General features: G+C 45.8%; 25 protein-coding genes. 17 read left to right on the top strand and 8 right to left on the bottom strand.

The annotated features are described in order from the left end of the window. Positions 1 to 21: 21 nt before the first annotated feature. The 3 genes from efeO to BM003_RS05355 form a co-directional block, all read right to left on the bottom strand. A complete protein-coding gene (efeO, locus tag BM003_RS05365; protein ID WP_093670867.1) occupies positions 22 to 1,179 on the bottom strand; it encodes an iron uptake system protein EfeO in 1,158 nt (385 codons plus the stop codon). A 133-nt stretch (positions 1,180 to 1,312) separates the two neighbouring features. Beyond that, complete coding sequence (locus BM003_RS05360; protein ID WP_245734073.1) at positions 1,313 to 2,752, bottom strand: FTR1 family iron permease; 1,440 nt, start codon at positions 2,750 to 2,752, stop codon at positions 1,313 to 1,315. A 318-nt stretch (positions 2,753 to 3,070) separates the two neighbouring features. Continuing rightward, complete coding sequence (locus BM003_RS05355; RefSeq protein WP_425441039.1) at positions 3,071 to 3,559, bottom strand: hypothetical protein; 489 nt, start codon at positions 3,557 to 3,559, stop codon at positions 3,071 to 3,073. Between the two features lie 155 nt (positions 3,560 to 3,714). Here BM003_RS05355 and BM003_RS05350 point away from each other — a divergent pair, with 155 nt between their 5' ends. The 6 genes from BM003_RS05350 (at position 3,715) to BM003_RS05325 (ending at position 7,927) form a co-directional block, all read left to right on the top strand. Continuing rightward, positions 3,715 to 4,506, top strand: coding sequence for a hypothetical protein (locus BM003_RS05350; protein ID WP_093670863.1), 792 nt, complete (start codon positions 3,715 to 3,717; stop codon positions 4,504 to 4,506). A gap of 43 nt (positions 4,507 to 4,549) precedes the next feature. Further along, on the top strand, positions 4,550 to 4,927 hold the full coding sequence (locus BM003_RS05345; RefSeq protein WP_093670861.1) for a GntR family transcriptional regulator: 378 nt from the start codon (positions 4,550 to 4,552) through the stop codon (positions 4,925 to 4,927). Further along, complete coding sequence (locus BM003_RS05340; protein WP_093670859.1) at positions 4,924 to 5,616, top strand: ABC transporter ATP-binding protein; 693 nt, start codon at positions 4,924 to 4,926, stop codon at positions 5,614 to 5,616. The genes BM003_RS05345 and BM003_RS05340 overlap by 4 nt, the downstream gene beginning before the upstream one ends. Next, entirely contained in the window at positions 5,606 to 6,544 is a 939-nt protein-coding gene (locus tag BM003_RS05335) for an ABC transporter ATP-binding protein (RefSeq protein WP_093670857.1), read from the top strand. Before BM003_RS05340 ends, BM003_RS05335 begins: the two co-directional genes overlap by 11 nt. Then, positions 6,537 to 7,493 (top strand): ABC transporter permease, encoded by a 957-nt coding sequence (locus tag BM003_RS05330; protein ID WP_093670855.1) that lies wholly within the window; start codon positions 6,537 to 6,539, stop codon positions 7,491 to 7,493. The genes BM003_RS05335 and BM003_RS05330 overlap by 8 nt, the downstream gene beginning before the upstream one ends. A gap of 182 nt (positions 7,494 to 7,675) precedes the next feature. Next, positions 7,676 to 7,927, top strand: a complete 252-nt coding sequence (locus tag BM003_RS05325) for a hypothetical protein (protein WP_093670853.1) — start codon at positions 7,676 to 7,678, stop codon at positions 7,925 to 7,927. A gap of 1,062 nt (positions 7,928 to 8,989) precedes the next feature. On the opposite strand, the gene BM003_RS05320 is transcribed toward BM003_RS05325, so the two are convergent. Together BM003_RS05320 and BM003_RS05315 are read right to left on the bottom strand one after the other, a co-directional pair. Continuing rightward, positions 8,990 to 9,607: a L,D-transpeptidase gene (locus BM003_RS05320; protein ID WP_245734071.1), complete on the bottom strand. Its 618-nt coding sequence runs from the start codon at positions 9,605 to 9,607 to the stop codon at positions 8,990 to 8,992. A 71-nt stretch (positions 9,608 to 9,678) separates the two neighbouring features. After that, complete coding sequence (locus BM003_RS05315; protein WP_093670851.1) at positions 9,679 to 10,509, bottom strand: lipoate--protein ligase family protein; 831 nt, start codon at positions 10,507 to 10,509, stop codon at positions 9,679 to 9,681. Positions 10,510 to 10,684: 175 nt separating this feature from the next. Between BM003_RS05315 and BM003_RS05310 the strand changes: the two genes are divergently transcribed. The 8 genes from BM003_RS05310 (at position 10,685) to BM003_RS05275 (ending at position 18,092) form a co-directional block, all read left to right on the top strand. Then, a complete protein-coding gene (locus BM003_RS05310; RefSeq protein ID WP_093670849.1) occupies positions 10,685 to 11,395 on the top strand; it encodes an HD domain-containing protein in 711 nt (236 codons plus the stop codon). Then, a complete protein-coding gene (locus BM003_RS05305) occupies positions 11,388 to 12,011 on the top strand; it encodes an NUDIX hydrolase (protein WP_177184650.1) in 624 nt (207 codons plus the stop codon). The genes BM003_RS05310 and BM003_RS05305 overlap by 8 nt, the downstream gene beginning before the upstream one ends. 144 nt (positions 12,012 to 12,155) lie before the next feature. Further along, positions 12,156 to 12,827, top strand: coding sequence for a queuosine precursor transporter (locus tag BM003_RS05300; protein WP_093670845.1), 672 nt, complete (start codon positions 12,156 to 12,158; stop codon positions 12,825 to 12,827). 12 nt (positions 12,828 to 12,839) lie between these two features. After that, complete coding sequence (gene queF, locus BM003_RS05295) at positions 12,840 to 13,328, top strand: preQ(1) synthase (protein WP_093670843.1); 489 nt, start codon at positions 12,840 to 12,842, stop codon at positions 13,326 to 13,328. 30 nt (positions 13,329 to 13,358) lie between these two features. Further along, the gene (gene queC / locus BM003_RS05290; RefSeq protein WP_093670841.1) at positions 13,359 to 14,048 is read left to right on the top strand and encodes a 7-cyano-7-deazaguanine synthase QueC; all 690 of its coding nucleotides are present in this window, start codon (positions 13,359 to 13,361) and stop codon (positions 14,046 to 14,048) included. 250 nt (positions 14,049 to 14,298) lie between these two features. After that, on the top strand, positions 14,299 to 15,090 hold the full coding sequence (locus BM003_RS05285; protein ID WP_177184649.1) for a GNAT family N-acetyltransferase: 792 nt from the start codon (positions 14,299 to 14,301) through the stop codon (positions 15,088 to 15,090). Between the two features lie 467 nt (positions 15,091 to 15,557). Continuing rightward, on the top strand, positions 15,558 to 15,878 hold the full coding sequence (locus tag BM003_RS05280) for a hypothetical protein (protein ID WP_093670837.1): 321 nt from the start codon (positions 15,558 to 15,560) through the stop codon (positions 15,876 to 15,878). Between the two features lie 237 nt (positions 15,879 to 16,115). Further along, entirely contained in the window at positions 16,116 to 18,092 is a 1,977-nt protein-coding gene (locus BM003_RS05275; RefSeq protein WP_093670835.1) for a beta-glucoside-specific PTS transporter subunit IIABC, read from the top strand. Positions 18,093 to 18,166: 74 nt separating this feature from the next. On the opposite strand, the gene BM003_RS05270 is transcribed toward BM003_RS05275, so the two are convergent. The 3 genes from BM003_RS05270 to ilvD all read right to left on the bottom strand — a co-directional run bounded on the left by BM003_RS05270 (position 18,167) and on the right by ilvD (position 22,351). Beyond that, on the bottom strand, positions 18,167 to 19,138 hold the full coding sequence (locus BM003_RS05270) for a bile acid:sodium symporter family protein (RefSeq protein ID WP_093670833.1): 972 nt from the start codon (positions 19,136 to 19,138) through the stop codon (positions 18,167 to 18,169). Between the two features lie 417 nt (positions 19,139 to 19,555). Beyond that, on the bottom strand, positions 19,556 to 20,533 hold the full coding sequence (locus BM003_RS05265; protein ID WP_093670831.1) for a bile acid:sodium symporter family protein: 978 nt from the start codon (positions 20,531 to 20,533) through the stop codon (positions 19,556 to 19,558). Between the two features lie 93 nt (positions 20,534 to 20,626). Beyond that, positions 20,627 to 22,351, bottom strand: coding sequence for a dihydroxy-acid dehydratase (gene ilvD, locus BM003_RS05260; RefSeq protein ID WP_093670829.1), 1,725 nt, complete (start codon positions 22,349 to 22,351; stop codon positions 20,627 to 20,629). Between the two features lie 436 nt (positions 22,352 to 22,787). Between ilvD and BM003_RS05255 the strand changes: the two genes are divergently transcribed. The 3 genes from BM003_RS05255 to BM003_RS05245 all read left to right on the top strand — a co-directional run bounded on the left by BM003_RS05255 (position 22,788) and on the right by BM003_RS05245 (position 25,651). Beyond that, positions 22,788 to 23,462 (top strand): DUF6198 family protein, encoded by a 675-nt coding sequence (locus BM003_RS05255; protein ID WP_093670929.1) that lies wholly within the window; start codon positions 22,788 to 22,790, stop codon positions 23,460 to 23,462. Then, positions 23,452 to 24,243, top strand: a complete 792-nt coding sequence (locus tag BM003_RS05250) for a PHP domain-containing protein (protein WP_093670827.1) — start codon at positions 23,452 to 23,454, stop codon at positions 24,241 to 24,243. Before BM003_RS05255 ends, BM003_RS05250 begins: the two co-directional genes overlap by 11 nt. Positions 24,244 to 24,358: 115 nt before the next feature. Then, positions 24,359 to 25,651 carry an HD domain-containing protein gene (locus BM003_RS05245; protein WP_093670825.1) on the top strand — a complete coding sequence of 431 codons (1,293 nt, stop codon included), beginning with the start codon at positions 24,359 to 24,361 and terminating at the stop codon, positions 25,649 to 25,651. Positions 25,652 to 25,655 lie beyond the last annotated feature (4 nt).

The following is a 25,655-nucleotide window of genomic DNA, read 5'->3' as shown; positions in this document are numbered from 1 at the left end:
GGGTCATCCTTTCTTATCTTATTAGAAAATTTTTGCGGTTTGGGCCATGAGCTTCGAAAGTTTGCTCAGCTCGTTGCTGATCTCCCGAATTTGTTCTTTACTCAACTTTGTATAGTCTTCATAGTTGGTGTCGGATTTCTTGTATTTTAACATCTGCTTGTCAAAGGCTTGGAATTGCTTGTCAATGGCATTCGCGAGATCCTTGTGACCATTATTGAGTGCGGGGATCGCTGCCTGATAGACCGCTTTAGATCCATCGACATTTGCTTGAAGATCAACTAAATCCGTGTGTGAGTAGCGCTCTTCCTCGCCGGTAATCTTGCTCGTTGCTGCTTCTTCCAGCAGTTCCATCGCGCCGGCAACCATTGCCTTCGGCGTCAGCTTGAATGACTGTGCCTCTTTTTGCAGACTCAGAACGTCAGCCATTAATTTATCAGCATATTTTCCTTGACCTTTGAGACTGTTCTTTTCCCAGAGGGCGCGTTCGATTTCATGGAAGCCGGTCCACTTGGACACATCATCGACATCGTTAATACGGGCGTCGATGGCAGGGTCTAGATCTCCAAAACTCTCGGCAATTGGTTCGGCACGTTCGTAGTAGATACGCGGCAGTGTGTAGAGCTCTTTGGCCTTTTCAACATCGCCGTCTTTAACGGCTTTAACGAACGGTTTCGTTGTTTTCACGAGCATGTCGATTTGTTCATCAGCATAGCTGAGGTAGTCATCAACAGCCTGGTTCATTTGCTTGGATGGTTTTGATTTTGTCTCCTTGGCAGTCAGCAAATCGCTTAATTGTCCGGTTAATGCGTCACTGTTCTCTTTCATCTGTGCGACGTCGGGATCTGCGAGATTCGATTGGGCGTAGATGGGCTGCTGATAGCGTTCAATTTTCGCGTATTGAAGCGGGAAACGATCACGTACACCGTTTTCATAGGAGAGCCATTGTGTGTTAATTTGTTTCCCGTACTTTTTAATTGCAGCGACATCGTTTTTCTTCAAGGCATCTTGCAATTTGCTGTTCAATTGTTTCATTTTTGTCGTACCCTGCTTCACCGGGTCGCTCGTGGACTGCGCTGTTTTTTCGCTCCCGGATTTTTGCGCGCTTCCGCATGCGGTGATGACCGGCAAGAGTAATAGAGCCATTACTAGTAAAAAAACGATTTTCTTTTGATGCTTCATAGGAAAAGTTAAGCCTCCTTGGCGTGTTTTGAATTTTTACACTGGTAAGAAAGTATATAAAAAAATTTAAGGAAACGAGTGTAAGTGCAACTAAGTCTTTGCCTTCGCCAGAGGCTTGGCAAAGCCAAGTTTTCTAATTTGATGCCGCTGTGGGCAGTCTCTTCAGAATGATGACGATAAAGATCAGCAAGCACGCGGCTTGTGGAATAATGCTGTACCATGATGGGAATATACTTAGACTATTGATCGATGGCAGAGCATCTGAAACCGACGAAGGAAGAACACCGGCCATTTGCAGGCTGTGGATGCCCGATCCCATAAATTTGAAACACAGGTAAAAGACGACAAAACTTGAAATCATGAAAAACGGACGGATCGGGAGCAAGACGCCGAGTTTCAACATGAGAAAACCAATGACGATCAGGATCCCAAATCCGACGCCGATACCCATAATCAGTTTCGACGCAGGCATTCGCCCGGCCATGCCAATCAGAAAAATAACAGTCTCCATGCCTTCGCGCAAAACAGCGATAAAAGCGAGCAGGGCAAAGGAAACCATTTTACGCTTGCTGATTGCTTCGCTGGTCTTGGAATGGATAAAAGCGTTCCATCGTTTGATGTCGGCATTGCGATGCAGCCAGTAGCCCACATAGAGCAGCATGAGGCTGGCAATCACGCCGGACCAACCGTTGATTAACGAATTGTTGTTGCCAAAAGCGGCGACCGATAATAAAAATGAGACGAGTGCGCCGACTGTGAGACAAACAATAATAGCTAAGCTGGTCCCGCTCCAGATCCAAAGCTTTGCAGGCTTCGAGTTTGCTTTTCGGGCGAAGGTCAACATCGCGCCGATAACCAGTAACGCTTCGAGTCCTTCTCGAATCGGAATCAGCGCCGCGTCCCACATTCCGTAATTTGCTGATGCAAGTGGTTTCAGACTGGTAATCATTTCGTCAACGAGCGGCAGTGCCTTCGAACGCGTGCTTGGATTTGCTAGATATGCGTCCATCATGACCAAATCTTTCTCGGATTCGGTATAGATGTTTTGCGATTGGCTGACAACGTCGCCTTCGACAGACAACCAATCTTGCTGAAGCTGTTTCACCTGAGACGCGGCGGTAACCCAATCCTTTTTGTCCATGGACTGCTTGGTGTTTCTGAGCTCGGTTATGTAGGAAGTTAGTGAGTGATGCCCAGATTTTCTGCCACCGCCGTACAATCCGCTTTGGTAGTCTTGCAGTGTTTGTCGAAGCGTACCAACACTTTTTATCGCTTGTTTTTTGTCTCCGTTAAGTAGATCTAGAGAAGCGGAACTGATATCCTGGCTCAGCTGAATCGAGGCATCGAGTGAGCTCTTGGAGATTGCCGTTTTATGGTGCTGCCACCACACTTTAAAGGAAGAAAAATCAGTGTCAGCAGATTTGCCATTTTGCAACGCGGTGATCGCGTGATTCAGATCATTAAGCGCAGGTGACACATCGACAGCTGTTTCCGCATGCGCTGGTAACGGATACATCGAAATGATTAAGAAGGAAATTATAATCAATGCGCCGATGCACCGACCGAATTTCATAGTGAAGCACCTCCATAACGGTAATGATAATCATTTTCAATTAAACAAGTATAAGTTTAGTAGGATACAAGCGTAGTGTCAATATAATTTAATAAAAAACAATGATAAATGTGATATATGTTATAGAAAATAAAATATATCGTTTGTATATCCTTGCGGAAAGGTGTGAAGGGGAAAAAAGGAAGCAGATTGATACTCTGAAAAAACACTTGAAAGGGATAAGTAGTACTCCAAAATTAGTGGACACAGTCATTTAAAACGTGTAGTGAAACGTTGGTATTACGGTCAAAATAAAAAGCGCCGCAAAATCGCGGCACCTCATTTCCGTATGAAGCCTTCTTCGGTTAAATATTCGGTTGCTTCCTTATATGTGCGGAATGTTCCGTCAAGTTGTTCGCCTGCATAAACATTCCAAAGTTCGTTATCATAGATGATTTCAAGTGTTTGTCTGCCGCTTGGTGTCACCCATAGTTCGTGATCATTTCCGTCTGCTGTTTCCTGCTCATAGACGCCTTCCGGTGATAGAGCGAAAATTGCTTTTTTCAGCAGTGTGCGAAGCTCCTCTTCGGAAAAATCACGAATGTTGACCAAGCCCTTCGGATCGGCTTCATAGCCGTCAATGCCTTTTGCGAATACATAGCCATTGCCATTGGGGTGAAGATGGTACACAACATTTTTCTTGTCTGCCGCGCTTCCTGTATATTGAAAATTCACACGACCAAGTGAAACATCTTTTCGCTCTAATTCAGAAAACGATTCGAAAATCGCCAGTTTTTGGTTGTAGTCAAGTAACAAAGATTTCTTCAACTCCATCATCTCAGTTTAATCGGTTCATTATAGCATATCCCAACTGGTAAAGATAATGATGCCGGTAACTTCGCTTAAGAAGATTCTTGACGATATTTCTGATCTAGTGTACTATACAACTAATACAGAAATACAAAAAATCGGGGGATAGAACTATGTCGATTTGGTTTACTTTATTTAAAAAAGAATTACGCCTTGGTTGGATGGCGTTCATGATTTTTCTTGTCTTGCAGTTTTTAATGATGGGGCTGGGTATTTTTCTGGATATGCGCTTCGGCGACGGTTTAGGCGTGCCACCTGCGGTAATCGGCGTCATGCTGACTGTCTGCCTGCTGTTCTATGTTCCGGTTTATCTGCTCTTTAATGTGATACAAGAGCGCAAGACCTTTCATCTTTGGCTGCAGAATCCGCTGCCTGCATGGGCTGTTTTGCTGGCAAAATTGTCAGGCGCAATGGTGTATTTGGCTGTTACAAGCATAGTTGTTGGCTCCTACACATGGATCAGCCTTTTCAGACTGAATGACTTTCCACAGGAACTGTCTCTATCGCGCATAGCTGTTCTTGCGGTATTGATCTTGCTCTGGTGCGGGATCGGCGGCGGTGTGACTTTTCTTTTTCTCTGGACCGTGCAGCGCACCATGCGTTCACGGATCGGAAAATGGTCATGGCTTGTGCTGATTGTTGGTATCGGCATTTATCTTTTTATCGATACCAAGTTGACGCAATCAGGTGTCATTGACTTTCTCACGAACTGGGGGCAAATTCCGGATTCCTCATTAATTAACTTTGTGACGCCGAAGAGCACGGGAACTCCGGGAGTATTTAGTGACGTCACAGTCGATTCAAGTGCTCTTTATGTTGGCAGCCTCGTGTTTGATCTTCTGATAACGATTATTGTTTTTTCAATTACTGCGTGGCTTACGGATCATGAGCTGGAGGCATCATAAGTGAACAGGATTATTGAGATCGACTTCGAGGAGGCTAGCGACTATGGCACAACCATTCAATCCGTCTGTTCCTATATACCTGCAATTGTGCGAGCGCATCAAGAATAAGATTGTTCGAGGAGAACTTGGAATGGGCACGCGTTTGCCGTCCGTTCGCGATTTGGCCATTGACTCAGGAGTGAATCCGAACACAGTACAAAGAACATATCATGAACTGGAGGAAAGCGGGATTGTAGAAAAAAAGAGGGGCCAAGGCACCTTTGTAACAGAAAATTCGGTCGTTATTCGCCGCATGCGCGAGGATCTGAAAATTAGTCATATCAAGCTTTTTGTGACCGAAATGCGCGAAATGGGTTATTCGGAAACGGAAATGCTCGATGGATTGAACGACTATTTAGCACAAAAGGAGGAAAATGAATGATTCAGTTAGAAGGTGTAAGCAAACGGTATTTGACAAAGAAAGCTTTGGATGACGTCAGCCTTCAAATTGAGCCGGGGCATATTATTGGTCTGATCGGATCCAATGGGAGCGGGAAATCAACGACGTTGAAACTGATTTCCGGGTTGCTTCAGCCGACGAAAGGCACTGTACTCATCGACGGGGAAACCGCGGGCCGCAGGATTTGCCGGAAGGTTGCCTACTTGTCTGAGTTAGATGCCTATTACTCATTTTTCACGGTGAAGCAGACCGTCGATTTCTATGCGCAGACTTTCAGTGATTTTAACCGTGAAAAAGCAGAAGAAATGCTTGAATTTATGAAACTTGATCAATCTCAGAAAGTGAAGCATCTGTCCAAAGGAAACCGAGGTCGTCTTAAAATCGTTGTAACGCTCGCCCGTGAAGTGCCGTTTATTTTAATGGATGAGCCGCTTTCCGGGTTGGATCCGATGGTGCGCAGTTCAATCATCAAAGGTCTGATCTCATTTATTGATTTGGAAAAACAGACAGTAATCATTACCACACATGAATTGCAGGAAATCGAACCGTTGCTTGACACGGTCATCCTAATTAAAAACGGAGTCATCCTCGATCAGAAGAGCGTTGAAGACATTCGTTGCAATGAAAATTTAAGCTTAGTAGATTGGATGGTGGAAAAGTATGAGCACTAATGCCGAAGCATCAAAGCCGGCAGTGAAGTTGGAACATGTCAGCAAGCGGATTGGCCGCAAGACAATTATTGATGATTTGAGCTTTGACATTTACGGAGGAGAAGTCTTCGGTTTTCTCGGACCAAACGGAGCCGGGAAAACAACGACGATTCGGATGATCGTCGGCCTGATGCGGATGTCCCATGGTAACATTTACATACAAGGACACAGCATCAGGGGCGAGTTTAAAAAAGCGATTGCTCAAGTAGGGGCGATTGTCGAGAATCCGGAAATGTACAAGTTTCTCACCGGCTACCAAAACCTGGTACATTACGCACGCATGATCCCAGGGATTAGCAAGGAGCGAATCATGGAAGTCGTGAAGCTGGTTGAACTGCAGGACCGAATCCATGAAAAAGTAAAACGCTATTCTCTAGGCATGCGCCAAAGGCTCGGCGTTGCTCAGGCGCTGCTGCACCACCCATCGGTCTTGATCCTCGATGAACCGACCAATGGTCTTGACCCTCAAGGAATCCATGACTTGCGCACCTATTTGCACAAACTTTCTAGAGAAGAAGGCGTAGCAGTCATTGTTTCAAGCCATTTGTTATCGGAAATGCAGCTGATGTGCGACCGTATCGGGATTCTGCAAAAAGGCAAGTTAATTGGTGTAGAGACTGTGGATGATTTTATCGAAAAGGGAACGGCGAAAGTTCGAATCGAGGTCGACGACGCGCGGATAGCCGCACAGGCGGTTAAGGAAAAACTAGCGATCGACGCGATTCTCCCGGATGAGACAACCATTGAACTACCGATTGAACATGAAAAGATACCGGTTGTTGTCGACACATTGGTCCTGTCGAAAATTAAGATTTACAGTGTCGCAACTGCCGCCAAATCACTGGAAGACAGATTCCTGGAAGTAACAGGGGGGAAGAGCGTTGAGTAATTTCTTTGGTTTGCTGCAAAATGAAAATATGAAAATCTACCGCAGAAGTTCCGCGAAGGTCATGATTATTATTCTGCTTGGGCTTATTCTTGCTGCAGGATTGATTATCAAATATTCCGGTGATCAGCCGAAAGACGATCCGCATTGGAAACAGAGCTTAATTCAAGAAAATAAAGATTTGAATAAGCAAATGGATTCGGTCAAAGGGAACAAACAGGCGACCGATTATTTCAAGAAAACGATCGCCATTAATGAATACCGCATTGATCATAATCTCAAACCACACCATGGAGAAACCTTATGGACATTTGTTGAAGGTGCTGCAGCAAATATGGTGCTGGTCATCAGCATTTTCACGATCATCGTCGTGTCCACATCAATTGCCAGTGAATTTGATACCGGGACGATTAAACTGCTTCTGATTCGGCCGATCTATCGTACGGAGATACTGCTGTCGAAATACATTTCAGCACTTTTGTTTACCGTTGTGTGTCTGATTACGCTTTTTATTGCTTCATGGCTGCTTGGCGGCATTCTGTTCGGGTTCGGCGGAGCAGGCGACGTCTATATCGGTTATGCCAACGGAGCTGTGTATCAGTCCAGCTGGACGCTTGAGGTTTGGAAGGGCTATTTACTGAATTGTGTGTCGCTCTTTATGATGGTCACGTTCGCCGGGCTCATTGCTTCAGCTTTCCGCAACGGCGGTCTCGCAATTGGTCTATCCATTTTCACCTTGATGGCTTCATCTATTGTTGTCAATATCTTGCAAGGTTATGATTGGGTAAAATATGTGTTGTTCGCCAATACAGATTTAACACAATATACAACCGGAACGCCGCTGCGCGATGAAATGACGCTGGGATTCTCACTTGCAGTGCTCGCTGTTTACTATGTACTTTTTGTGCTTGTCGGCTGGGCGTTCTATACGCGGCGTGACATCAAAGCGTAAGAAAATAGGCAAAGGCAAAGAGCCGGGCGGACACCTCGGCTCTTTGCTTTTATGGAAAACTTTTGATGGTTGCTTAAATTCTTTCAATGTCCCGCCTTGAATTAAGATAAAGTTCATAATTCTAATGTAAGCTGTACGTATCCCAAGAAGGTTTGCGCACGTTTCAAGGAGGAGAAAGAATCATGAAAACTATATTTTCTTTCAAAGTCTACGCTTCCGCATTTCGAGTGAAACAGATGATCCGTTTTTACCGATACTGCGAAAAACTAGGTCAGGATGTTTATATCTACGGAAAAAATCAAGTGAAACAAATACACAAGCGGTCGGATTGGCTGACCGTTTTGATTGAAAATTTGTCTCGTGGAGACGAGTGTCTGGTTGTCGTGAAAGGAAATAAGGTGGGTCAGCTTAGTAAATCGTTCGCATTTTCCTAACTGCAAAGCCCGGTCCGTATTTCCGCAGGATGCGGTGACTTTCGCGTTGCTTGCAGGACGTGCTTTCACAGGACGTGATGACTTTCGCATTGCATACAGGACGTATGCGTACTTAGCGAAAGTTCCTTACATATGAAAGTTTCTTTACTGTTAGCGAAAGTTTCTCTGCTCTAAATGGCATTTTGAATCATCAAGCTTGTCTTAAACAAACGGTTCTATTTCACACTGGTAGGAAAGTATAAGAAAACATTTAAAGGAAACGAGTGTAAGCGGTCCGAAAAAACGCCGCGTCCTGCGGCTCACCGGACACTAGGCCGTCCATGGCCGTCGCAACTAAGTCTTCGCCTTCGCCAGAGGCTTGGCGAAGCCAAGTTTTCTAACAAGTAAAGAAAGTATGTGATTTTGCCCCGTATTTAAACTAATAAACCAGTGTCTTGGCCGAGAATCAAAGCGGAGGTACGAGGGCGCCTGCGGGACCAGGTGCCAGTGAGACCCCGCAGATTCCTGCCTGTTTGAGGAGGCTCGCGGTGCGCCCGCGGCAAGCGAGTAACCGAAGCGACGATTCAGTATCATAAAGACACAAACCAATAACACATGGCTGGAAATTAAGGACCGGGCGCTTTTGCCCGGTTTGTCTTATAAATCATTTTAATCTTTAATGAAGTAACGCAGGGCCGAAATAAAATAAGCGGAGATTTTCCGGTTATATGCATCCTGGCGCTTGTTTCACAGGTAAATAAGGGTAATTTCTCCGCTTATGCACAGAAAAACCCGCCATTTTCACGCCTTTCGATTCGATAAGCGGAAATTCTCCGTCTATTTGAGCTATTGTTTCGTTCATTTTCTAATTAAGCGGAATTTTTCCGCCTATTTTCAGATTTGGTGCTAACCTGATCACATCCAATCGATTCTTATGACCTTATCGCCGTACCAGCAAGGCAAAGCCGCCGTCAGCCTTACACTCATTTCCTTAAATCTTTTATTTTTTGTACATTCTTATCTGTGTTAAAGAAACAAGCAGCCAAGTCCTTCGTGAGGGGCCTTTGGCTGCTTGTTTCTTTATTAATGAATCACAACTTTGGTATCGTAAGGAATATGCTCGTAAACCCATTTCGCGTCGGGAACGGTAAGATGAATGCATCCATGCGAATCTTTCTCACCTAATTTTTTTGCGTCTGCTGAGAGAATATGCTGATTCTTATCCATTGGTACACTGTGGAAGAGAAATTCACCATGGTTTTTCCAAGAAACCCAATATTTCGCGCCTTCTTTGTATTTTGGCGCGTAGAACCATTTCCCACGCTCGGCTTGAATATAATAGGTACCAGTCGGCGTTGTCGTATCAGGACTCGCATCAAGGCCGGTTGAGGCGACCATGGTATACAGAGTGCGATCGTCTTCTTTTATGTACACTTTTTGATCTTTGATCGAGACATCAATCCAAATCGGCTCATTTTTCGTTATAACCGGATAGCTGCCGCCTGAAGGCTTGTCCCAGCTGACCGGGACCGTCTTCTGTTCTGACGACTTGGTTTCTGCTGCAGATGGCGTCTCTACAGTACTTTGTTTATTAGTATGCTCTGCTGTAATGCTGGCTTGAAAAGGAGGTAAATAGGCGGTCAATGTCAGTGATAGAAATAAAGCGGCGATGATGCCACAGCTTTTGTACATAAGTCTCATGGTGGAGCCAGTTCCTCCCTAATACAGATGCTTCAATTAATATATTCTTCGTGTCATAGTTTTGATTGGTGTCAATTCAGTCCAAATGCTTTTTCGTTTCTGCGAATCATACGGTCATAGTATAGCCCGAAGTTTCGCGTTTCCTCATCGGTCAGCGCGGCTGTTGAGAAGATCGGTCCTTGAGATTGCAGGGTTTGGAGACAGGCGTGGACCATACGTTGTGTTTCAAATTGTTTTCCGCTAAGTTCCTCTAATGAGGCCATGACATGTGGGTCGATATCCGGATAGGCAAACCGTGTCTGCTGACTTTGCAATCCGCTTTGGTAAAAATCGCGGATCAGGCGCGCGCGTTCTGATCCGCTGCCTGAAACGCAGAGATAGACCTGCACGGCAACACCTTGTTTGACACGGCGCTGAGAGATGCCGGCAAATTTGCTGCCATCACAACTGAGGTCATATCTTCCAGGACAGTAGGATCGAGTGATTTCTCCACTCGTGAATCGTATCCCAAATGGAGCAAGTGTTTCTCGAATAAAATCAACCATGGCTTGAAACGCGTCATCGATAGAAATCGGGTGTTCCTTTTCAGAAAAGATCAGGGAAACATTAAGAACACCTTCGTCAAGCACGACAGCCAGACCGCCGGAATTACGTACGACATAATTGAAGCCGTTCTCTCGCAGCACGTCCAAACCAGCTTGAAAATGTGGAAGCTTCGTGTCCTGAATGCCGAGCATCACCGTTTTGTGGTGCACCCACAACCTAATGGTGTTTGGTGATTCACCGGCACCTACGGATTGACAAATCGCGTCATCGATAGCAAACGACTGCTTACCGTCGAACCCGCTGCCAAGCGTTGACTGGTCGATCACACGCCAGAGCGGCTGGTCAAGTAGCGACACACGGAAGACCTCCTTCGATTAATGCAGTATCTAGTGTCTATTATAGCAGGCATTGTGTAAATCGTGGGCCAAGAAGTGTCACCGGTGATAGGGAGCAGGTTGTGGCGTTCGTCGATATGAAGCTTTATTCTGTAAGGTATAATTAAAAAAAACGAACGAAAAGAGGATGAATGAAATGGATCTTGTCACGCGCACGGCGAATTATGTCCAAGAACAATTTTATGGAGAAGGCAGTGGGCATGACTGGTGGCATATCCATCGTGTTTATGAGACGAGCATGCAGATTATGGCGCACGAAGATGCGAAGAGCATTAAAGAAGATATCGTCGCGCTCGCGGCGCTTTTACATGACATCGCTGATTGGAAGTTCAATGGCGGTGACGATGAGGCGGGTCCACGTGCAGCCGCGGACTGGCTCGAATCGCAAAATGCCGATGCCCGCATCATCGAAGATGTGTGTACCATTATTCGCGAGCTTTCATTCAAGGGCGCCGGCGTGCAGACGCCGATGTCGAGCATGGAAGGTAAGATTGTACAGGACGCCGACCGGCTCGACGCGATTGGAGCCGTCGGCATCGCTCGGGCTTTTGCCTATGGCGGTTATAAAAAGCGAGAACTGTTTGATCCGAATGTTCTGCCGGTCTTGCACCAAACGGCAGAACACTATAAAGCGCAGCGGTCGACAACGGTAAATCATTTCTATGAAAAATTGCTGCTCCTTCGGGATCGTATGAACACGGAGACCGGGAAAAAGCTTGCGGAGCAACGCCATCTTTTTATGCTCAGCTTCCTGAATCGTTTTTTTGAAGAGTCCCATGAAACCAATTCTAAGCACGCGCAAATGCTTCAAACAAGGGTTGATAATGGAGGACGTACCGATGAATGAGGAGCAGATTCGAATTTTCAACGAACAGGGAATACCAATCGGGATAAAAACGCGTGATGAGGTTCATAAGAAGGGCTGCTGGCATGAGACTTTTCATTGCTGGTTTGTGGAACAAACGGCAGCCGGCAGCTTCATTTTCATGCAGCAGCGTTGTCATGCGAAAAAAGATTTTCCAGACTTATACGACATCACGGCAGCCGGTCATATTAAAGCGGATGAAACGGTTTCGGATGCCATTCGCGAGATTCATGAAGAACTTGGCGCACCGGTTCAAATGGAGGAGCTGCAGCCGCTCGGCGTGATCCGGGATGAAATTGTGCAAGGCGATTTCATTGACCGCGAACGCTGTCATGTTTTTCTATGCGTCAATCACTATAAAATGAATGCGTTCACGCTTCAAAAGGAAGAGGTTGCCGGAATTTATAAAGCCGCTTATCCGGATTTTGCGGCTCTTGTCCAGGGCGTAAAGCAGGAATTGGAGCTAGCAGGATTTGACGAATCGAACGGAGCGCGTGTTTGGCAGAAACGAACCGTAGATCGGAAACAGTGCGTGCCGCACAGTCCAAACTATTATATTCGTCTGATCGATAAGCTGGCTCAGCTTCCCCTTTTTTAGTGAAATTTACCCGTAATTCGCAAAAAAAGATGCTTAATCTTCTTGTCAATCCGGCAAAGCAAATCTATAATCAAGAAGTTGCAAGCTTGGCAGAGTTCGAAACCCTCCTCTGCCGTACCAAAAAAACTATGGGAGTGATCAGAAATGGATCAACAGCAATTGAAAGTGAACATTCCTTTCAAACTCATTATCTTATCAATGGTCTTTATGACCTGCCTCATTGCCGCGAACTTAGTCGCGTCAAAGCTTTTCTCCATCGGCGGCTACTCCATGACGTCGGGCATTATCATTTATCCGCTCACTTTTCTTGTACTCGACAGTATTACGGAATGCTGGGGCAAACCGGTCGCCCAAAAGATCGTATGGATCGGTCTGCTCGCCAATGTTCTGTTTACCCTGCTGCTTCAAGCGGCGATTCATTTACCTGCCGCGCCATTTTGGAAGGGGCAGGAGGCTTTTGCCGGAACGCTTGGCGCGATGCCGCGTATCGTTGCTGCTTCGCTTTGCGGGTACAGCCTATCGCAAACACTCGATATTGCTCTGTTTGTCGGATTAAAGAAACGTACAAAGGGCAAGATGCTCTGGCTGCGCAGTCTGGCGAGTACGGCCATCAGTCAACTTGCCGATTCGACCGTGTTCATGTTTGTCGGATTTGCCGGTATTCTGCCGGTAAGCGCAATTTTGACAACGATCGGTACTGAATATGTTCTTAAATTTTCCTATGCGGTCATTGGCGTACCGATGATCTATTTGATTGTGCATTGGATTCGCGTGCGGAACACTATTCGGGGCGAAATGGTGTTAAATCAGGATTGAGAGGTGTTTGTAATGAGCGATCGAAAAAATGAAGGATTAACCCTGCTTGGAAATAAAGGGACAACCTACACGTTTGACTATGATCCGAACCTGCTGGAGACCTTTCAAAATCAGCATCCGGAGCGTGACTATTTCGTTAAATTTAACTTTCCGGAGTTTACGAGCCTTTGTCCAATTACCCATCAGCCGGATTTCGCAACGCTGCATATCAGCTATGTCCCGGCGGAACGCATGGTTGAGAGCAAATCACTTAAACTCTATTTATTCAGCTTCCGCAACCATGGCGATTTTCACGAGGATTGTGTGAATAACATCGCCAATGATTTGATACAGCTCATGGACCCGAAGTACTTAGAAGTCTGGGGGAAATTTCTGCCTCGCGGCGGCATCAGTATTGATCCGTACGTCAACTACGGTAAAAAAGGCACACGCTGGGAGCAGGTCGCTTTTGACAGGCTGAGCAAGCATGATCTGTATCCGGAACCTATTGATAATCGCTAAGGACAGCTTAATATAGAGGAGCGATCACTTGTGAAAAAAGCAGTTATTGTACTCAGCGGCGGACTCGACAGCACAACTTGTATGAGCATTGCCAATAATGTAGGCTATGAACTCTGCCCGATCACGTTCTGTTATGGTCAGCGTCATCAGCGCGAAGTCGAGCAGGCGAAGAAAATTGCCGCGTTCTACGAGGTGAAGGAACATCGTATTGTAGATCTCGATTTTTTTAGACAGCTCGGCGGAAGCGCGTTGACCGATGCTTCAATCCGTGTTCCTGAGGACGGTACGGAAAAGGGGATACCGGTGACCTATGTTCCTGCGCGAAATATGATTTTTCTCTCGCTTGCGACGGCATACGCAGAGGTTATCGGTGCGGACACGATTTTTACCGGTGTATCCTCTGTTGACTACAGTGGCTATCCGGATTGTCGGCCTGAATTTATCCGAAGTATGAATCAGACGATTAATTTGGCGACAAAAACCGGTGTCAGTGCCCATCACTTGACGATTAAAACGCCATTGATGCACTTGACTAAAGCAGACACTGTTCGCTTAGGCATGAAGCTTAGTGCACCTTATCAATTGACCACCTCTTGTTACAATGGCGGGGAGAAAGCGTGTGGGACATGCGATAGCTGCCGCTTGCGGATCAAGGGTTTTAAAGAAGCTGGATTGGTTGATCCGATTCCCTATCAGATTACAGTTGACTGGACGAACTAACTAAAAATAAAAGGCGAAGAGCAGAAGCGGATTCTGCTCTTTTTTTTCATGAACAGGCCTGATCGCACCGAAATGACACACCTTATTTCAAGTGTGCGGCCAATCACAACGAATCACTTGTAAATGAACTAAAATGTAAATCAAACATTAATCCAGACAGCGGTTTCGTATAATCGTTGACATAAGTAATCCTTGGAATCGTGTTGTATCTTTCATCTAGAAAATTGAGAACAGAGAGGGGCTCGCGCATATGATTCGGATGCTCACAAAAAAAGACAGAGATCTAGTCCTTACATTTGCCAGTGACCGGCCGGCAGAAAACCTATTTATTCTAGGAGATATTGAAGCTTTTGGTATGGAAGGCGATACGATCACTTTGTGGGGGGATTTTAATGAACAAGGTGAGCTGCTTAGTATTTTGCTCCGTTATTTAGGCAATTTCATCCCTTATGCGCGCGATCCCGACCTTCTGGATGGTCATACGTGGGCAAAAGTGATGCTGGAGAGCGGTCAATTGAAGCATTTTTCCGGACTGCAGAATTTGGTGGAAAAGATTATTCCGCATATCGATGTGCCGATTTTAAAAAAACAGTTGTGCCACTATGCGAAACGGGATACCCGGCTTCCGATTGATCAGACGCTTATTCGCAAAGATGTGAAGATGCTTTTCCCGGAAGAAGCGGAGAAAGTCGTCGCGCTGCGAAATTCGATATTTACTAATTATACCGAAACCCCATCAATGCTGCAGAAGAATATGGACAAGGGTAGTTCACGAACTTATTATATTGAAAGAAATAATGAACTGGTCAGCAGTGTCTCAACGGCGGCCGAGACAGCAGGTGCCGCGATGATCGTTGGTGTCTGTACAAAAAAGGAGTACGAACATCAAGGCTTTGCCACAAGCTGTCTGATCAAAACGATCGGTGCACTTACTGCAGAACATAAACAGCCGTGTTTATTTTACGACAACCCGTCTGCCGGGCGTATCTATGAAAAATTAGGTTTTGTGCCAATAGAAAAATGGATGATGGTTAACTATTAATAAAAGGATGAGATAGGCAGAGAGAAAAGAGTCACTCTGCCTATTTTTTTAAAAAAATCCAATGGAAAGCAAAGGATCAGGAATCCAGAGGAGAGCGAGCGTTATAAGCGCCTACATGTCTGGGAGCAGAGGTCAAAGCACAAATTTTGGTTTGCGGTTTAAGAAAGTTTATCGTTTTGCCTTGCTGGTAGACGATAAGGTAATAAGATTTGGTTGGGCGATCAGGGAAGCGCCTAATCTGATAATTAAGCGGAAAAATTCCGCTTAATTAGAAAATGCATGAAAAAATCGCTTAAATAGACGGAGAAATTCCGCTTATCGAATCGAAAAACGTGAAAATGATGGGTTTTTCTGTGCATAAGCGGAAAAATTACCCTTATGTACCTGTGAAACAAGCGCCATGATGCAAATAACCGGAAAATCTCCGCTTATTTTATTCCGGCCACGTTACTTAATCAAGGATCAAAATGATTCATGAACTAGAACTGTTTGTTCAAGACAAGCTTGATGATTCAAAACCGCATTTAGCGAAAGTCATCAGTGTCTTAGCTGAGAATCAGAGCGGAGGTGCGAGGGCGCCTGCGGGAGCGCAGGCCAAAGGAGACCCCGCAGATTACAGCCTGTCTGGGGAGGCTCCTGGACTGCCCGCGGCAAGCGAGCAACCGAAGCGCCGATTCAGTACCGAAAAGACACGAACCCATGACACATGGCTGGTGATAAAGGACCGGGCGTTTTATACCCGGTTTTTCTTAGTTAAAAATTTCAGTTTATCGATGTGTGAAAAATAGGCTGATATAAAATATAATTTCATGAAAACTAATTTGACAAGAAAGCGTTTTTATTTTACACTAAATTCGCTCAATAAGTAATAGTCAACAGATTAACACAGTCTATAGTGGATTGATGACCTCCTTTATTATTGGAAAAAAAGATACAAGCAATTTGTTTCAAAAAAAACAATTTTTGATTTGAGCGAATCGTTTATCGTCGTTCATTAGTGAAAACGGTTAATAGGAGGTTATTGAATGGGTAAAAAGGATTATAGCCAATTAGCGAATGATATTGTTACTAATGTCGGGGGCAAGGAAAATGTCAAATCATTGATCCATTGCGCGACGCGGCTGCGTTTCAGGCTTAACGATCAAAGCAAGGCTAATAAGGAAGTCCTTGAAGAATTACCGAATGTGCTTACTGCGGTCAGCGCCGGCGGCCAATATCAGGTTGTTATTGGCGACGAGGTTGTGCCGGTTTATGAAGCGATCATGGAGCAATATGGCTTTAGTGCAGTAGACAGCAAGTCGTCTGCAGCTTCATCTGAGGTCGAAGAGTCAGCTCAGTCTGAAAACTGGTTTGAACGTTTTGTTGCTGTCATCTCCGGGATTTTCACACCATTTATTTCCGTGCTGGCAGGTGTTGGTGTACTGAAAGGTATCGCTATTCTTATTGCGACGTTCCACTGGCTGCCTGAAAGTTCGGCGATCTACCTCATTCTCAATACTTTAGCCAGCGGCGTATTTACCCTCTTGCCGATCTTCATTGCGATAACCGCAGCAGACAAATTCAATACGAACAAGTACATTGCCGTTGCGCTTGCAGCTGCGATGATTTATCCGCTCACGGACGCTAAAATTCCAGATGTCGCTCATTTATGGGGTTATGCTGTTGATTTTAAAACGTACGGTGGAGCCGTTATTCCGACCATTCTTGCCATTTGGCTGGAAAGTCATATTGAACGTTGGTTTAAGAAACATTTGCCGGCCGTGACACAGCTTGTATTTGTCCCCTTTCTAACATTAATTGTTGCCGGACTACTAACGTTTCTCGTTATCGGTCCTCTTGGAACGGCACTTGGTACGGGACTCGCGTACGGCTATAAATTTTTATATGAATTAAGTCCGTTGATTGCCGGGGGGATTCTTGGCGCGACCTTCCAGATCTTTGTTATTTTCGGCTTGCATTGGGGCATTTTGCCAATCTCACTGATTAATATACAAACATATGGTTACGACACATTGCTTGCAGTCATGATGGTTGCCGTTGCCGGACAATTTGGTGCGGTATTCGGATCCATTTTTAAAGCAAAGAAGCTGAAAAACAAAGAAATTGCGATTTCAGCTGCCATCAGCGGATTTTTCGGTATTACCGAACCGGCTATTTACGGGATCAACTTAAAATATAAAAAAGGATTTATTTTCGGAATTGTCGGCGGAGCGCTAGGCGGGGCTGTTGTTAGCGCGGCGGGTGTGAAATGTTTCAGTTACACGCCGATTATGAATATTTTTGAAATGCCGCTTTTCATCGGTAAAAATTCGAGTATTGTGTGGGCATTTATCGGTTTTTTTGTTGCCTTGCTCAGTTCATTCCTGCTTGTTCTTATTTTTGGATTTAACGAAAGCAATACGGAGAAATTGTTTGCAAAAGTGACTTCAGGGAAGAAGAGCATCACCGAAAAGAAAACAGCCAAGCTCGGGTTAGACCATGTTGACGAAGCCGCGTCTGCTGTTGAATCGGCCGAAACCGAAATAGATACAACGAATTTGACTTTGACGGACACGGTAGTCAGCCCGATTGAAGGCAAGTCTGTGCCTTTATCGACGGTTAACGATCCGGTCTTCAGCTCCGGAGCGATGGGAAATGGTGCTGCCGTCATTCCATCGATTGGCACCTGCGTTTCTCCTGTTGATGGGGAACTCACGGTTGCGTTTCCAACGGGACATGCGTATGGAATTAAAGCTGAATCAGGGGTGGAGATATTGATTCACATTGGAATCAATACGGTTGAACTAAAGGGCCACTATTTTGATCCGAAAGTTGAAGCCGGCGCGAAGGTGAAGAAAGGCGACATCTTAACACTCTTTGAACCGGACAAGATCAAGGAAGCCGGGTATGATACAACGACGATGGTCATCGTCACAAATACGAATGATTATGAGGCCGTTGTTCCACATGTTAACGCAAGTGCTTCTGCAGATTCCGTGTTGATTCAAACGTACAAAAAATAATGGATAAAATCAAAACAAAGTCCGTGGGCTAATTAGAGCCTACGGACTTTGTTTTGAACTGAATTTGGTATGATTCAAACCGGGTCAGGTGCCTGGTCAGGTTTCAATGGAGCTTCATCCATCTCTTTTTTCGCCCAATGGGAGGCAAGTATCGGTCCGGAAATGTTTTGCCAGACGCTGAACAGCGTGCCGGGTATAGCGGCTGCCGGCGAGAAAAAGAGCAGCGCAAGAGACAGCCCAAGCGCGGAGTTCTGTGTGGCGACCTCAAAGGTGATTGCCCTGCTTTTCACATGACTCACGCCAAACAGTTTACTGATAAAGAAGGCGAGTACCGATCCGAGCACATTAATGAGCATGACAATGGGAATCAGAACGAGCATGTCCGTTGCGAACAGATTTGCGCTGTTTGCGGCAACCACACCGCTAATGATGAGCAGGATTGACGCGGTTGAGACGAGTGGAAGTGCGGAAGTTGCCTTTCTGACCTTGGTGCCCAAAAACGTATTGATAAGCAATCCGAGAAACACCGGCAGCACAACAACTTGAAAAATATTTATAAATAATGACAGTGTCGGGATATGCACCCAATGACCGGCAAATAGGAGCAGCAGTACCGGTAGTAGGACAGGTGCGAGGAATGTTGTAATTGTGCCGATCGAAACGCCAAGCGCAACATCGCCTTTTGCAAGATAACACATCACGTTAGCTGCCGTTCCGCTTGGACAACACCCAATAAGAATAACGCCGGCCGCTATTGCGTCGGGCAGTTGGAAGAGCGCGCAGATGGCTACAGAGAGCAGCGGCATAATCAGGTAGTGGGCGATGACCCCCAAGGTGACTTCTTTCGGCGATTTGAACACGCCGGAAAAATCCGAACGTTTAAGCGTCATACCCATTCCGAACATGACGATGCCGAGTAAGTAGGGAACATAAGGAACGACCCATGTGGCAAGATTTGGGCGAAAATAGGCAATGGCAGCGGCAGCGAGAACAAACCATACAAAGTGAGCGTTTAAATAGCGCCCGATCGTGATGATATGCTTCATGAAAATTCTTCCCTTCTGTTTTCATCTATCCTGTAGTTGTTAACTTCTTTCATACCAAGGATTGCTTGTTTTCTCCAAATTCATTCACACAGGCACTCCTTTCTTAGAAACTAGAAAAAGCGCCCGTTCGCAGTTGTGTGAACGGGCGCTTTTCCAGGTCCCATTCATGTCAATGAGGACCCGGACAAACGTTATTTATTTAACGGATGCCTTAGGTCCTAGCTGATCAAGATGACATTGACTCGCGCGCTGAATAGGTACATAACAATGAAAACTCCTTGCAGAATAAATTTGGTTTCGTTACTATAACATCCGCGATTAATAAAGTCAACGCAATTCTGCATCTTCTGAATGCATGATTTTCAGCCGGACAAAGACAATCCGTAGTTGCTGATTTAATTGTTTAGAAGCAACTGTTTACTGTGTTGTAACTGCTTCGGCATTCGGCATTTTTGTTTCGGATTTTTGCTTGCTCGCCCAAAACGAGGCAAGCAGCGACCCGGACATGTTGTGCCAGATGCTGAACAGCGTCGCAGGTATCGCAGCCATGGGCGAGAAAAATGCCATGGCGAGCGCGACACCGAGTGCTGAATTCTGCATGCCGACTTCGAAAGTGATGGCACGGCTTTTCGGATGATTCATGCCGAGCAGGCGGCTGAAAAGGAATCCGAGTGCATAGCCGAGCAGATTATGCAGCATAACGACCGGTATAATGATCAGTGTGCTTGCCGTTAACAAATCGCCATTCTTGTTTGAAGCGGCAACTACACCGCCGGCGATGAGGATAATTGCAACGGTGGACACGAGCGGCAGGGCTTGGGTGACCTTGTGCACTTTCTTACCGAAGAAGGTGTTCACAAGAACGCCAAGAACAATTGGTACAATAACAATTTCGACAACACTGACAAAAAGAGAGGCAGTCGGAATCTTAACCCAGTGTCCGGCGAGCAGCCAAAGCATCAATGGCAGCATAACCGGGGCGATTAAAGTCGACACGGCACCAACGGAAACGCCAAGTGCGACATCTCCTTTTGCGAGAAAACACATAACGTTTGAAGCGGTACCGCTCGGGCAGCAGCCGACGAGAATAACACCGACGGCGACAGCCGGAGGAAGTCTAAATGCATAGCAGAGGACAAAGGCGACGAGCGGCATGATCAAATAGTGCGCGCAGACGCCGACAATGACATCCTTCGGTCGTTTGAACACATCGGCGAAATCTGTTTTTTTCAATGTCATTCCCATGCCGAACATGATAATTCCGAGTAAATAGTTGATGTAGGGAAGGACCCATGTGATGAGGCTTGGTTGGAAATAGCCTACAGCAGCTGCTGCCAAAACGAATAATGAGAAATATTTTCCTAGAAACTGTCCAGTAGCAACAATCGCTTTCATGAATAAAGACATCCTTTCTGTTTTCGTGCATCCTTGTTATTTTTTTATTTAATAAGGGGCGATGATCTCTGTCTTTAAAAATGACCCCGAATTTTAGTCGCTGACAGACTCTTTTTCTTTTGTATCAGCCTCTGACCACGCTTCAGGCAAACGCATGACGCCGCCGGTGTGCGCGGAGGTAACGAGTGCCGCGTAACGGGCAAGGTAACCGGAACGAACCTTTGGAACAAATGGCTTTAGTTCTTTACGCCGCTCAGCAAGCTCTGCGTCGGATACGGCGAGATGAACGGTTCGATTGACCAAATCAATGGTGATGGTGTCTCCGTCTTGAACGAGAGCAATAGGTCCGCCGGATGCGGCTTCAGGCGAGACATGGCCGACTGAGATGCCGCGCGTCGCGCCGGAAAAGCGTCCATCGGTGAGCAGAGCGACATCTTTGCCGAGTCCGCGGCCGACAATCGATGAAGTAGGTGCAAGCATCTCCGGCATTCCAGGGCCGCCTTTCGGACCTTCGTAACGAATGACAACAACATGGCCTTTACGGACGGTATGATTGTCAATGGCTTCAACGGCTTCATCGTGAGAATTAAAGCAGATGGCTTCACCGGTAAACGTCTTAACGGAAGGATCAACACCGCCCGCTTTAATGGCAGAGCCTTTTGGCGCGATGTTTCCAAAGAGAATGGAGAGACCGCCTGTTTTGCTGTAGGCATGATCTAGCGGATGAATAACGTTTGGATTCTTAATCTCCGCATTTGCAACATTTTCGTGAATCGTTTTGCCGGTCACCGTGATTCGTTCAGGGTGTACGACATTGCCCATATCAACAAGTGTTTTGATAATTGCCGACATACCGCCTGCATCGTGGACATCTTTCATTGAATAAGAGGAGCTTGGTGCGATTTTTGCAAGATAAGGAACTTTTTCAGCAACCTTATTGATTCGATTCAGGTCATAGTCGATACCGGCTTCTGATGCGATGGCCAGCATGTGAAGAACGGTATTGGTTGATCCGCCCATAGCCATATCAAGAGCAAACGCGTCATCAATTGCTTCCGAGGTGATAATGTCGCGTGGACGAACATTGTTTTTTACAAGATCCATTAATCGAACAGCGGATTCCCTGATGAGATCGCGGCGTTCATCGGAAGTTGCTAAAGCCGTTCCGTTTCCAGGCAGGGCGACGCCGATCATTTCCATCAGACAGTTCATGGAATTGGCCGTGAACATACCGGCGCAGGATCCGCAAGTTGGGCAAGCTGTTTTTTCTAGATCAAGGAATTGCTCTTTGGTCATTTGGCCTTCTTTAAAGGCACCGACGCCTTCGAAAACGGAGGATAGTGTCAATGCCTTGCCTTGTGCCGATAATCCCGCCTCCATTGGTCCGCCTGAACAGAATATTGCGGGCACATTGGTTCGTACAGCAGCGAGCATCATGCCCGGTGTGATTTTGTCGCAGTTCGGAATGTAGAAAACACCGTCGAACCAGTGGGCGTTAATCATCGTCTCAGCTGCGTCTGCGATCAACTCGCGACTTGGGAGCGAATAGCGCATGCCGATATGGCCCATCGCGATGCCGTCATCGACGCCGATCGTATTAAATTCAAATGGAATTCCGCCGGCTTCTCGGATCGCTTTCTTTGCGACATCGGCAAGTTCGCGAAGATGCACATGTCCAGGAACAATGTCTACATAAGAGTTGCACACCGCGATAAACGGCTTATGCATGTCCTCCTCATTTTTTATCATGCCTGTTGCCCTGAGCAGGCTCCGTGCGGGTGCGCGATCCACGCCTTTCTTGATTTCATCACTTCTCAAATTCTCTCATCCTTTCTGTTTTTAAATCTGTGGAACGAAAAAACTCCCATTCATAAAAGAATGGGAGTTCTGTCCGACTCCCACCTACGCCAAGGAGGACCCGGACAATCGTTAAATTTTCAGCGATTGCCAAGGCCCTAGATAATAATCAAGACTCGTAGGTAGGATAGGAAAGACATAATAATCAACCTTTTCAAATTAATAAAAAATTTGGTATGACAAAATATAACACTAGTATTGATATCCGTCAACCCAACATGAGAAAAAGCAGGTCGCTGATCTAAGTGAGATTTGAACGAATTTAATTTGCTGTATGCGTTGTTTCAATGACTAATTAAACTTATACTGAAAGGACATTAAGTAAAACAGGTGCAACAAAGGACATGATTGGTTGGAATGATTTATAGCAGATACAGGGGGAACATTTTTGAAACTCATGGTTAACTTGGCTAAACTGTTTATCGGACTTTTTTTGTTCGCGCTTGGCGCAGTCTGCACCATCAACGCGAATCTGGGCTTGCAGCCATGGGATGTACTGCATCAAGGCCTCTCAAGGACGTTTCCTATTACCATTGGTTTGGCTAATATTCTGGTAGCCCTATGTATTGTCATTCTGAACAGAATTTTTGGTGAGAAGATTGGATTCGGCACGTTGGCGAATATGATTTTTATTGGGTTGTTTATGGATTTACTGCTCCTCAATCATCTTGTTCCGATTGCGCACCATTTCTATACGCAACTGCTTATGATTCTCGCAGGATTGATCATTATCAGCTTCGGAACCTATCTGTACATGAGTGCGGGGTTTGGCGCCGGCCCAAGGGACGGGCTTATGGTAGTGCTCGCGCGTAAGACCGGACAGTCGGTTCGCGTGGTTCGTACAGTGAACGAAGGTGTGGCTCTAGTGTTTGGCTGGCTTTTAGGAGGCTCCGTTGGGATTGGAACAGTGATCATGGTATCGCTGATCGGCATTTTTGTTCAAGGAGTTTTCAAAATTTGCCGCTTCGACGCGAAGAATGTTCGTCATGTCTATCTGGATCGGCAAATGGTCAGCAGAATTTTGAATAAAAGTAAATCGGTAATTGGAGGAACGGATCAACATGGCCTTTGATACGCATAATCACACCCATTTTTCATTCGATGCGGAAATGGGCATTCAAGAAGCGCTTCAGGAAGCGGCGCGCCATCATTTAAATTTGGTTCTTACAGAGCACTATGATTTAAATGAGCGTCAGGACGACGGTGCTCCCGTTGACTTTGAGATTAGTAACTATTTTGAGACCTATTCTGCCTATCGGGGCGAGCATCTTTTATTAGGTATTGAACTTGGGTTGGATAATAGGCAAGACTATGTCGCACGCAATCGTGAAATTGTTGCCGCTCATCCGTTTGATATGGTTATTGGTTCGGTGCATAATTTGCAGGATTATGACATGTACACGGATCGCGGGAAAAATTTTCTCAGCAAACAGGATTTCTTTACACAGTATTTAATCTATGCGGAGCACACGATTCATCGCAATCCGTACATCGATACATTTGGTCACATTGACTATCCATGTCGTTATCTGAGTTATTCGGACAACGTGCTTCGTTATGAAGATTTCCCGCTGCTGATCGATAATTTTCTCAGCACACTGATCGAAAATGATATCTGCCTGGAAATTAATTTGCGCTTGATCGATCAAGGCGGGTTTAGGGAAGGCCTTGAAAGTATTGTGCGTCGGTATCGCGAATTAGGCGGGCAATATGTAACGATTGGCGGGGACAACCACGGGCCCGAAACTATTGGTGTCAAGTATCCTCTGGGTGCGGCGATGGCCAAAGAATATAAGTTGACACCGGTCTATTTTAAGAACAGGAAACGGATTGTGGACGAACCGATGAATTGAATCGGTATATGCCCCGCTTTCAATCTAATCCGGTAAAGGTATAATGAGTACAGAACCTCGCGACTTGTGGAGCTGGGAACGGACCTGAGCGAGTAGCAAATAGGACGTGGTGGCATTGACCCGATCATACCAAAAATTGAATGAAGAAAAGGTGTTTAAAGATCCGGTACATCGCTATATTCATGTCCGTGATCGACTAATCTGGGACTTGATCGGGACACCTGAATTTCAACGCTTAAGGCGGATTCGACAGCTCGGTACGACTTTTCTGACCTTTCATGGCGCGGAACACAGTCGTTTTGGCCATTCACTGGGTGTCTATGAAATTGCCAGACGAGTCATTGATATTTTCAAATATAGAAATCATTGGGATGATTCGGAGACGATGATCGCACTCTGCGCCGCGCTGCTCCACGATGTGGGGCATGGACCGTTTTCGCATTCCTTTGAGAAGGTGTTCGGTACCAATCATGAAGAGTATACGCAAAAAATTATACTCGGCAATACGGAAATTCATCGGCTGCTTGAACAGCAAGGTCAGGGTTTTGCGGAGAAAGTGGCTGATGTCATTGGTAAAACGTATCCAAACCGCCTCGTTGTCAGCCTGATTTCAAGTCAAATTGATGCCGACCGTATGGACTATCTTCTTCGTGATGCTTATTTTACCGGCGTCAGCTACGGCCATTTTGATATGGAACGTATTTGGCGAGTCATGCGCACTCAGGATGACCAGATTGTTTTTAAGCTGTCCGGAATGCATGCGGTGGAAGACTATATCATGAGCCGCTATCAGATGTACTGGCAAGTGTATTTCCATCCGGTCACGCGGAGCGCAGAGGTCATTCTTACGCAAATTCTTCACAGAGCGAAAGTACTTTACCAAGAAGGCTTCCACTTCAAGTATGCGCCGCATCCGCTGATTAAAATTTTTGAAGGAAAAATGACACTTCAAGATTATCTTAAACTAGACGAGTCGGTCATCCTTTATTTTTTCCAAGCTTGGCAAGAAGAAGAGGACGCGATTCTTAGCGATCTATGCTTTCGGTTCATGAATCGCCGTCTTTTTAAGTATGTTGAATTCACACCTTCACTGATCGGCTCTAAGGATCGGCTGGTGGAAGCGTTCAGGGACGCAGGTATTGATCCGGATTACTATTTGGAAGTGGATTCGTCGTCAAATTCTCCGTATGATCTGTATCGGCCGGGCGAAGAAGGGGAACGGCAGCCGATTCAACTTCTGATGCCGGATGGAACACTGCATGAACTCTCGCAGGAATCTGATGTTGTGGGTTCGATTACCGGAATGCGTCGAACAGATTGCAAGCTGTACTACCCGAAGGACAGAATTCTTGATTTGCCGGAGCATTCACCGTATCGAAAAACAATTCAAGACATTTTAGGCATCTAAGAAA

The sequence above is a fragment of the Sporolactobacillus nakayamae genome, assembly GCF_900113325.1.
In the GTDB taxonomy this organism is placed as follows: Bacteria; Bacillota; Bacilli; order Bacillales; family Sporolactobacillaceae; genus Sporolactobacillus; species Sporolactobacillus nakayamae.
Note: the sequence above shows the minus strand (reverse complement) of the source record. Positions and strands in the feature narration are given on the sequence as shown.

Bases quoted from the DNA above. Each gene is read 5' to 3' on its own strand.
- BM003_RS05265 (WP_093670831.1), bottom strand. From the start codon at position 20,533: ATGAAAGCGATTGTTGCTACTGGACAGTTTCTAGGAAAATATTTCTCA.
- BM003_RS05360 (WP_245734073.1), bottom strand. From the start codon at position 2,752: ATGAAATTCGGTCGGTGCATCGGCGCATTGATTATAATTTCCTTCTTA.
- BM003_RS05335 (WP_093670857.1), top strand. From the start codon at position 5,606: ATGAGCACTAATGCCGAAGCATCAAAGCCGGCAGTGAAGTTGGAACAT.
- BM003_RS05280 (WP_093670837.1), top strand. From the start codon at position 15,558: ATGATTCATGAACTAGAACTGTTTGTTCAAGACAAGCTTGATGATTCA.
- BM003_RS05345 (WP_093670861.1), top strand. From the start codon at position 4,550: ATGGCACAACCATTCAATCCGTCTGTTCCTATATACCTGCAATTGTGC.
- queF (WP_093670843.1), top strand. From the start codon at position 12,840: ATGAGCGATCGAAAAAATGAAGGATTAACCCTGCTTGGAAATAAAGGG.
- BM003_RS05285 (WP_177184649.1), top strand. From the start codon at position 14,299: ATGATTCGGATGCTCACAAAAAAAGACAGAGATCTAGTCCTTACATTT.
- BM003_RS05310 (WP_093670849.1), top strand. From the start codon at position 10,685: ATGGATCTTGTCACGCGCACGGCGAATTATGTCCAAGAACAATTTTAT.
- BM003_RS05250 (WP_093670827.1), top strand. From the start codon at position 23,452: ATGGCCTTTGATACGCATAATCACACCCATTTTTCATTCGATGCGGAA.
- BM003_RS05275 (WP_093670835.1), top strand. From the start codon at position 16,116: ATGGGTAAAAAGGATTATAGCCAATTAGCGAATGATATTGTTACTAAT.
- BM003_RS05320 (WP_245734071.1), bottom strand. From the start codon at position 9,607: ATGAGACTTATGTACAAAAGCTGTGGCATCATCGCCGCTTTATTTCTA.
- BM003_RS05325 (WP_093670853.1), top strand. From the start codon at position 7,676: ATGAAAACTATATTTTCTTTCAAAGTCTACGCTTCCGCATTTCGAGTG.
- BM003_RS05305 (WP_177184650.1), top strand. From the start codon at position 11,388: ATGAATGAGGAGCAGATTCGAATTTTCAACGAACAGGGAATACCAATC.
- BM003_RS05340 (WP_093670859.1), top strand. From the start codon at position 4,924: ATGATTCAGTTAGAAGGTGTAAGCAAACGGTATTTGACAAAGAAAGCT.
- BM003_RS05300 (WP_093670845.1), top strand. From the start codon at position 12,156: ATGGATCAACAGCAATTGAAAGTGAACATTCCTTTCAAACTCATTATC.
- BM003_RS05255 (WP_093670929.1), top strand. From the start codon at position 22,788: ATGGTTAACTTGGCTAAACTGTTTATCGGACTTTTTTTGTTCGCGCTT.
- BM003_RS05350 (WP_093670863.1), top strand. From the start codon at position 3,715: ATGTCGATTTGGTTTACTTTATTTAAAAAAGAATTACGCCTTGGTTGG.
- BM003_RS05270 (WP_093670833.1), bottom strand. From the start codon at position 19,138: ATGAAGCATATCATCACGATCGGGCGCTATTTAAACGCTCACTTTGTA.
- efeO (WP_093670867.1), bottom strand. From the start codon at position 1,179: ATGAAGCATCAAAAGAAAATCGTTTTTTTACTAGTAATGGCTCTATTA.